Source organism: Brochothrix sp. (assembly GCF_017549435.1).
Classification (GTDB): domain Bacteria; phylum Bacillota; class Bacilli; order Lactobacillales; family Listeriaceae; genus Brochothrix; species Brochothrix thermosphacta.
Genome location: NZ_JAFYUW010000133.1, coordinates 1 through 8,839, shown reverse-complemented (window position 1 = coordinate 8,839; position 8,839 = coordinate 1). Strand labels below are relative to the sequence as shown.

Sequence of the window (8,839 nt, the reverse complement as noted above, 5' to 3'; positions counted from 1 at the left end):
TGAAGCGTCTGACAACGCTTTTTCAGCTGCTTCAAAACCTTCTGCTGCTTGGATTGCTTCATATTGAGGCCAAGTGAAAACAACATCGCCGTACTCACGCTCAGCTAACTCATATCCCCAACGTTTAAAACCGCCCTCAGTGAATTTCATGATATTACCTTTATGTATAAGTGTTACCGATGGACGCTTATGTGCAAGAGCATAGTCAATCGCAGCTCTAATTAAACGTTCTGACCCTTCTTCTGAAACAGGCTTCACTGCAAAGGCCGCTGTATCTGGGAAACGAATTGTTTTTACAGCTAATTCATTGATTAAAAAATCACGTAACTTATGATTTTCTGGTGTATTCACATCAAATTCAATCCCGGCATAAATATCCTCTGTGTTTTCACGGAAAACAACAATGTCCGTATTTTCAGGTTTCTTTAAGGGTGAAGGGACACCAGCCATATAGGTGACTGGTCTTAAACAGACATACAAATCTAACTGTTGACGCAGCGCAACATTTAGCGAGCGTATCCCACCACCAATCGGTGTTGTTAAAGGCCCTTTCAAAGCAACAAGGTGCTCTTTAATTGCTGTCACCGTTTCTGTCGGCAACCATTCTCCAGTTGCATTAAACGCTTTTTCTCCTGCTAAAATTTCTTGCCATGCAATGGTACGCTCTGAACCATATGCTTGTTTTAAAGCAGTGGTAATTACACGTTTACTGGCTTTCCATATATCTGGTCCAATACCATCACCTTCGATGTAAGGCACAATCACTTCATTAGGTACCTGGAGTCCTTTTTCTGTCATTTTCACAGATGTTGCTGTCATTTTTTCTCCCCCTTAACGTTCGTTTACTGGAATATAAGTATTACCAATTTGCCCTATGTATTCTGCACGTGGACGAATTAAGCGATTATCCTCATATTGTTCAATGATATGTGCAGACCATCCTGCAATACGACTAACAGTAAATATGGGTGTGAATAAGTCTTTATCAATTCCCATACAGTGGTATACTGTTGCCGAATAAAAATCGACATTAGGTTTGAGTCCTTTTTTCTCAAGCACATATTTTTCAACGGCAACACTAATGTCATACCATTTAGTTTCACCTGTGACACTTGTCAGTTCTTCACACATATCGCGAAGATACTTAGCACGCGGATCACCTGATTCATAAACGCGATGTCCAAAACCCATAATTTTTTCTTTTTTAGCTAATTTATTATCAAGATACGCTTCGACATTTTTCACATCGCCAATTTCAGCTAACATGACCATTACTTGCTCATTAGCGCCACCATGTAAAGCACCTTTTAATGAGCCAATCGCCGCTGTAACGCCTGAATAAAAATCAGATAAAGTCGCGACACATACGCGTGCTGAGAAGGTAGAAGCATTCATTTCATGCTCTGCGTGCAATACCAACGCTCGATTCATTGCTTTTTCATGCAACTCACTTGGTTCTTCACCAGAGAGCATGTATAAAAAGTTTCCAGCTAAGCTCAAATCTTCACGTGGTTCAATCGGTACTTCATCTTTACGCATACGTGAATAAGCAGCTACAAGAGCTGGCATCTTCGCTACTAGTTTCATGGCTTTCGAATAATTAGAAAGATTTGAATCCCCCTCAGAATCAGTATCGTATACGCCTAACATTGAAACCATCGTGCGCATGACACTCATTGGATGCACCTGCTTATGTGCAATGACAGCAAGACTTGCAATAATGGAATGACCTAATTTCATCTCTCTATTCAAATGTTCTTTAAAAATTGATAACTCACGTTGGTTTGGTAAACGATAGTACCACAATAGATAAATAACTTCTTCAAATGATGCATTTTCAGCTAAATCCCCAATATCGTAACCCACATAAGTTAAGCGGTCATCAATAATTGAACTGATCTTTGTTTGGTTGGCTATAACGCCCTCTAAACCACGAATAATTTCGCTCATCTGTTCATTCCTCCCTTATTCTCCCTATACAACTTCTTACTCTATTTAGTTCATCTTGAGTTTATATTTCAGACTTTTCGTTATTTTCAGACGAATTTAGTGAGAACCCTTTCAAAATGCTATAAATTTCATTTTACCTTAACTTCCTCAACAAAACAATTACTTATTGATTTTATGTTTATAGATAAGCTGTGCTTATCACTGTCTTTAATTATTACTCGGCTTTATCTAATGTTCTGAAAATTCGAACTTTTGAGTATAAAAAACCAGACAGCTAAATAATGTCTGTCCGTTGGTTTTTATATTTATTAGAATTTTTCAGTTAAAATACCTGCCTATCATTTATTTTCAGTTTACTTAACAAAGTAGGTTATACATTGCATAACCAGGTAAGTCATACCACTTGCAATAACAGGTCCTGCGGCAACACCTTTAAGAAAGACAACACCTAAAATAGTTCCCATAACAAGCGCAACTGTCACTTGTGGATCAGTACCCATCAATTTTATACCCCGTGCGCTTAGCATCGCCACAACAATACCTGAACCTAAAGCTACCCAACCAATCGGTGTTTTAAATGCCTCATAAAGATCTTTAAATCCTATTTGTCCCGTTGCAATCGGAATCAGGATCGCTATTGTTATGATTGTAACACCCCAATGAATGCCCTTTGATTGAATAAAACTCATTATTTTTGTACCATCTAAAAACAATTTCAACAGCATAACAACAACGGTAGCAATCAACAGTGACTGATTTTTTGCGACGATTGCAATGACAAGAATACAACTTAAAAATAAAAATGCTTGTGTGAACATTGCTTAACGCTCCTTATTTTTCTTCATAATCAAATGTTTTTTCTTTACGCGTTGTTTGTTGACCAAAAGTCGTTACTTTAAATTTAGTTTGAATAACGTTACTCCCTTTTGCTGTAATCATTGGCAAAATTAATTTACGAACAAATGGTAATAGCAATAATAAACCAATAATTGTTGTAATAAAGCCTGGTACAACTAAGAGGATACCTGCAATAAATAATGCTAACTTATCTGCGATTTTGGTGCTTACGCCATCTAATTTTTGTACTTGTGTAATAAAAAGTCTTAACGATTGCCATTGGATAATGATTACCACAACGCCAATTGCTGTTGATATCAATTCGAGTAAAAAGATTCGTCCGAATGATAGATAATGCCCCACAACCATATAGGCACCAATTTCTGCAATGACATAAAGGCACCAATAGCCCAAGAGTTTTTTCATAGTATCACCTCAATTATTAGGTTATTATAACATATTTTAGCAAATTTTTAGTTTGAAACACATTAATGTAAATAGAAAAAAAGCTCACCTAACAGATGTTAGGTGAGCTTTTGATTACTATCTTATGAGTTATTACTCAGCAATAGAAATTTTAAGTAAGTTAGTTGTTCCTGTTACACCAACTGGTACACCAGCAGTAATGATTACTAAATCGTCTTTTTCAACGAATCCAGCAGCTACTGCTTCTTTAGTTGATGAAGCGAACATTTCGTCAGTACCACTTGGTACTTCAACTAATTTAGGATAAACACCCCAAGAAAGAGACAAGTTGTTAAATGCTTCTTTGTTGTATGTTAATGCTAAGATAGGAGCTTTTGGACGGAATTTAGAAATCATGCGAGCAGTGTGACCACCAGTAGTAGCGGCAACAATTACTTTAATTCCTAAGTTACGAGCTGTATGTGCAACAGCTTGACCAATTGCTTCAGTTGTTGAAGATTGACGGTTGATTTTCAAGTATGCTTTATCTTGATCTTCGATTACATGTTCAGTACGGATTGCAATACGAGCCATTGTCGCAACAGCTTCTGCAGGATATAATCCAGCAGCAGTTTCGCCTGAAAGCATGATAGCATCTGTACCATCGTAGATAGCGTTAGCTACATCACTTGCTTCAGCACGTGTTGGACGTGGGTTGCTTTGCATTGAATCTAACATTTGTGTTGCAGTAATAACTGGTAATCCTAAAAGATTACATTTTTTAATCAAAGCTTTTTGGATAATTGGAACTTCCTCAGCTGGTACTTCAACACCTAAGTCACCACGAGCAACCATTAATCCTTGAGAAACTGCTAAGATTTCGTCGATGTTATCAACGCCTTCTTGGTTTTCAATTTTAGGAATAATTCCAACGTGTGCAGCATTTTCTTCATCAAGAATGTTACGGATTTCTAATACATCGTTTGCAGTACGAACGAATGATGCAGCGATAAATGTTGCGCCATTACGAACACCGAAACGGATATCTTCTGCATCTTTTTCAGTGATACCAGGTAATTTAATACTTGCATTAGGAACGTTAACACCTTTTTTACTTTTAAGGATACCGTCGTTTAAAACTTTAGTAACGATTTCGCCGTTTGCTTTATCTAATTCAAGTACTTCTAACCCTACTAAACCATCGTCTAATAAGATTGAACCACCGATTTCAATGTCGTTAATTAAACCAGGATAGCTTACTGAGAATTTTTCACGTGTTCCAGCAACTTCTGTCATTGACACACGTACGATATCGCCAGTTTGGAAAGCAACTTTTCCATCTCCACCCATGTTATGTGTACGAATTTCAGGACCTTTTGTATCCAATAAGATTGGAACGCTTTTACCTGAAATTTTTTCAGCTTCATGGATGTTTTTGATACGAGCACCGTGCTCTTCAAAATCACCGTGTGAGAAGTTAAGACGAGCAACGTTCATGCCGTTGTTCATTAACTCAACTAATTTTTCTACAGATTCACTTGCAGGACCAATTGTACAAACAATTTTTGTTTTTTTCATTAATAAAATCCTCCTAATTTATATTGCTTAACTTTAACTCTAAAGAAATACGCCTCTATCATTGTAACCTATTATGAAAAAATTTTCATCTTTTTTCAAAAACATATGAAAAGCCCGAAGTTGAAAACTTCGAGTCCTTTCCTTTAGATTGATAACTCTTTTGAGAGTTCAAAGAGACGATGATCGATTTGACTTTTGTTTTTCAAGACATCTGTAATGTCATTTTCAACAATTTGGTTTGCAACGATACCGACTGCTAAACCGCCTTTGCCTTCTAATAATAATTCAACAGCACGCCCACCTAAACGACTAGCTAATACACGATCAGCTACAGTTGGGTTACCACCACGTTGAATATGACCTAAAACTGATGCACGACTATCAAAATCACCGTGTTTATCAAGTTCTGCAGCAAATGCAGGACCAGACATTACGCCTTCAGCTAAAACGATAATACTGTGCGCTTTACCACGTGCACGACGCACATTAAGTTGTTCGACAATTTTTTCAATATTAAATTCTTCTTCAGGTACAACAATCACATCCGCACCACCTGCAATACCAGCATACAAAGCGATATCTCCACAGTTACGACCCATAACTTCAATAATAAATGTACGATCATGAGATGATGCTGTATCACGAATACGGTCAATTGCATCTAAAGCAGTATTACAAGCTGTATCAAAACCAATTGTAAAATCAGTTCCTGAAATATCATTATCGATTGTTCCTGGTAAACCAATCGCATTAAAACCACGTTTTGTTAGAGCCTCAGCTCCGTGATATGAACCATCACCACCGATAACAACTAGCGCCTCGATACCGAATTTTTCAAGTTGTTCAATAGCTTTTAATTGACCTTCTTCAGAAGCGAATTCTGGATAACGTGCAGAGTGTAAGAACGTACCACCACGTTGAATATAGTCACCTACATCACCTAGTTTTAATTCTTTAATATCCCCATTAACTAACCCACGGAAACCATATTTTACACCAAAGACTTCCAATCCTTCATAAATTCCTTTACGAACGACTGCGCGGACTGCTGCATTCATACCTGGAGCGTCCCCACCACTCGTTAGAACTGCTATTCGTTTCATCAATCATCGTCCTCTCTTATGTACTACATTCCTGACAACTTACTGTCCGTATACTGACTTAAGTTATCTTTCACATCTATTATATTATAATTAGACCCTTTCAGCAATCGATGATACGTATAAAAATAAGCTCTAAGGCCTGTTATCACAACTTTTCATACATATAATACAGGGAAAACGGTTACATAAAAACCGTCTTTTCCTCTCTACATAGGCAATACCACGCTCTATTGGCCTATTCCATTTTTAAATGTTTCAAATTATTGGCTTTTTGCACTTATTCCTTTAAAAAACGACTAATTATGCTTTTTCAGAGCAAGAACGCAAAAAACTGCAGGACATTAAGTCACTGCAGTTGCAGAATGTAGAAATATAATAGCTATTAATTCTCTGTATACTTGCCAATCTTGCGCAGTTGTTGATAGCGGTCTTCTCGCAAACTCGGACCATCCATCGTTAACAATTCTTTTAGATGACGATCAAGCATCGTGTCTATCATAATTGCTTGTTGCGTTGCATTATGATGCGCACCACCTTTTACTTCTTCAATCACTTCATCAATGATGCCCAATTTTAATAATTCTGGGGAAGTAATATGCATTGCTTCCGCTGCTTTTTTAGCAAGCGTGGCATCTTTCCATAAAATAACCGCGCCACTTTCTGGTGAGATAACAGAATACGTGCTGTTTTCCAACATCAATATACGGTTACCTACACTAATACCTAAGGCACCACCACTTCCGCCTTCACCAATGACAATACAAATAATTGGGACTTCATAGCTTGCCATTTCAAAAAGGTTGCGTGCAATCGCTTCACTTTGACCACGTTCTTCCGCAGCTTTACCTGGATAAGCACCTTTCGTATCAATAAACGTAATGATTGGGCGTTTAAACTTATTCGCCTGATCCATTAAACGTAATGCTTTACGGTAACCTTCTGGATGAGGCATACCAAAATTACGCGCTAAATTTTCTTTCGTATCTTTACCACGTTGATGACCAATAACTGTTACTGGCATGCCTTTATAACGCGCAATACCTCCAACAATAGCTGCGTCATCACCAAAACGACGGTCCCCATGCAATTCCATAAAATCAGTAAATAACAATGGAATATAATCTAATGTGGTTGGACGTTCAGGATGTCGCGCAACTTGTACACGATCCCATGAACCCATATCACTATATACTTCAGTCTCTAATTTTGAAAGACGCTCTTCTAATTGATTTATTTCGGCTGATAAATCAATATTGGTTTCTTTGGTATAATTCTTCAATTCGATAATCTTATTACGCAATTCTAAAATTGGTTTTTCAAATTGTAAATCTGCTCCCATTATTTATCACCCGCTTTCGTATGGAATGATACCAAGAATCCCAATTTTTCACGTAACTCTAGACGTGGAATAACAGCATCTAATTGTCCTGTTTTTAACAAGAATTCAGCTGTTTGAAAATCTTTAGGCAGTTTTTCTCTTACTGTTTGTTCAATAACACGGCGTCCGGCAAACCCAATAAGAGCGGCTGGTTCGGCAAAGTTAAAATCACCTAAAGAGGCAAAACTTGCTGAAACACCACCTGTCGTTGGATAAGTCATGACAATGATTGATAAACCACCAGCGGCGCTTAAGCGTTCTAGTGCTGCAGATGTTTTTGCCATTTGCATCAATGACAACATACCTTCTTGCATACGCGCACCACCTGATGCTGTAAATATAATCACTGGCACCTGACGTTTCTCAGCAGCTTCGATAGCGCGTGTGATTTTTTCACCAACGACACTCCCCATACTTCCCATACGGAAAGAAGAGTCCATTACTGCTAGCATACAACCATTACCTTCTATTTCACCATAACCTGTTACAACAGCTTCATTTAGCCCTGATTTTTCTTTATCACTTTTGATTTTTTCCATGTAACCAGGAAAATCCAACGCATTAGTTGTTGTCACTTCCGTATCAATTTCAACAAAGGTACCTTCATCTACTAAATTTTGAATACGTGCATGTGCCTTAATTGTATGATGATGCCCACAATGAGGACAGACCATTTCGTTTTTCTCAATTTCTTTAGCGTACATTATTTTTTGGCACCCAGGACATTTTTTCATAATGCCTTCTGGAATATCTTTAGCCGCAGCTTCGCTGTTCGACGTCATATGTTTTTTCTTCTTAGGTTTCGAAAAAAGTTCCCCTAACAAATAAATTACCTCCCAATAGTTCAATTAACCGAATCAACTTTTCACAGTGATTATTTCTTTACTAAAAAACTATAACCTATTACTCTTAAATGAGCAAATATCCATACCTATTTTAACACCCAGCCACGCTCTGTCAACAACGCCGTCAATCCATCTGCTAAACGGTCGGTAAGTGTTACATGATAATTATCATTCAATTTTAACGCTTGACGAGTACTCTTTTGAACAACAATCACTTCTGTACTTCCCGGAGAACTCTCTAATAACAGTTTAATTTCATCAATTTGATCGGCTTCACTATTTAAATAGAGTTTAGGTTTTGGTGCGTATTGCTGATCATTTTCATCTAACACTGTCATATCATTGACAATTAATTGTTTTTTATTTTGACGAGTACTTACTTTACCATTTAAAATCACCGCTTGATTTTCAGCAATTTTCCCTTTCATATTACGATAAGCGTTCGGAAAAGCTACGGCTGAAATCTCCATACTCGCATCACTTACAGTTAAAAAACACATCAATTCCCCATTCTTAGTACGCGTTTCTTTTAAGCGATGAATGTACACCCCAAAATTAGCCGCTTTATCTTGAGGAACTTGCATAATAGTCTGGACCAAAGCCTTTTTAAGTTGATGTGGATAACTTGTTAATGGATGCTCTGACAGATAAGTGCCTAAATACTCTTTTTCTTGTGTTAAACGATCAACTGCTGGCATTTCTTCCATCTCAGTATATTTTGGTTTCAAGGCCAATTTACCACC

The 8,839-nt window shown here is 37.5% G+C and carries 8 protein-coding genes and 1 pseudogene; all 9 read right to left on the bottom strand.

Translation table 11 applies throughout. The annotated features are described in order from the left end of the window. Positions 1–819: NADP-dependent isocitrate dehydrogenase (locus IKV95_RS09035; RefSeq protein ID WP_287451691.1), on the bottom strand; the 819-nt coding region annotated here is incomplete at its 3' end. 12 nt (positions 820–831) lie between these two features. Beyond that, positions 832–1,950 carry a citrate synthase gene (gene citZ / locus IKV95_RS09030; RefSeq protein WP_069119353.1) on the bottom strand — a complete coding sequence of 373 codons (1,119 nt, stop codon included), beginning with the start codon at positions 1,948–1,950 and terminating at the stop codon, positions 832–834. 353 nt (positions 1,951–2,303) lie between these two features. Beyond that, positions 2,304–2,768 carry a DUF441 domain-containing protein gene (locus tag IKV95_RS09025; protein ID WP_069136616.1) on the bottom strand — a complete coding sequence of 155 codons (465 nt, stop codon included), beginning with the start codon at positions 2,766–2,768 and terminating at the stop codon, positions 2,304–2,306. A gap of 13 nt (positions 2,769–2,781) precedes the next feature. Beyond that, a complete protein-coding gene (locus IKV95_RS09020) occupies positions 2,782–3,213 on the bottom strand; it encodes an FxsA family protein (RefSeq protein WP_029090640.1) in 432 nt (143 codons plus the stop codon). 141 nt (positions 3,214–3,354) lie between these two features. Next, a pseudogene (gene pyk / locus IKV95_RS09015) lies at positions 3,355–4,770 on the bottom strand (pyruvate kinase); the annotation flags it as partial. Positions 4,771–4,913: 143 nt separating this feature from the next. Continuing rightward, positions 4,914–5,873, bottom strand: a complete 960-nt coding sequence (gene pfkA / locus IKV95_RS09010; protein WP_029090641.1) for a 6-phosphofructokinase — start codon at positions 5,871–5,873, stop codon at positions 4,914–4,916. A 382-nt stretch (positions 5,874–6,255) separates the two neighbouring features. After that, positions 6,256–7,212: an acetyl-CoA carboxylase carboxyl transferase subunit alpha gene (gene accA / locus IKV95_RS09005; protein WP_069119355.1), complete on the bottom strand. Its 957-nt coding sequence runs from the start codon at positions 7,210–7,212 to the stop codon at positions 6,256–6,258. Continuing rightward, positions 7,212–8,099 carry an acetyl-CoA carboxylase, carboxyltransferase subunit beta gene (gene accD, locus IKV95_RS09000; protein ID WP_240312211.1) on the bottom strand — a complete coding sequence of 296 codons (888 nt, stop codon included), beginning with the start codon at positions 8,097–8,099 and terminating at the stop codon, positions 7,212–7,214. Before accD ends, accA begins: the two co-directional genes overlap by 1 nt. Positions 8,100–8,182: 83 nt before the next feature. Next, a partial coding sequence (locus IKV95_RS08995) for an OB-fold nucleic acid binding domain-containing protein (protein ID WP_287451688.1) occupies positions 8,183–8,839 on the bottom strand: 657 nt, incomplete at its 5' end.

Excerpts from the sequence above, each read along its gene's own strand:
- IKV95_RS09020 (WP_029090640.1), bottom strand. The coding sequence starts at position 3,213 with ATGAAAAAACTCTTGGGCTATTGGTGCCTTTATGTCATTGCAGAAATT.
- IKV95_RS09025 (WP_069136616.1), bottom strand. The coding sequence starts at position 2,768 with ATGTTCACACAAGCATTTTTATTTTTAAGTTGTATTCTTGTCATTGCA.
- pfkA (WP_029090641.1), bottom strand. The coding sequence starts at position 5,873 with ATGAAACGAATAGCAGTTCTAACGAGTGGTGGGGACGCTCCAGGTATG.
- accA (WP_069119355.1), bottom strand. The coding sequence starts at position 7,212 with ATGGGAGCAGATTTACAATTTGAAAAACCAATTTTAGAATTGCGTAAT.
- citZ (WP_069119353.1), bottom strand. The coding sequence starts at position 1,950 with ATGAGCGAAATTATTCGTGGTTTAGAGGGCGTTATAGCCAACCAAACA.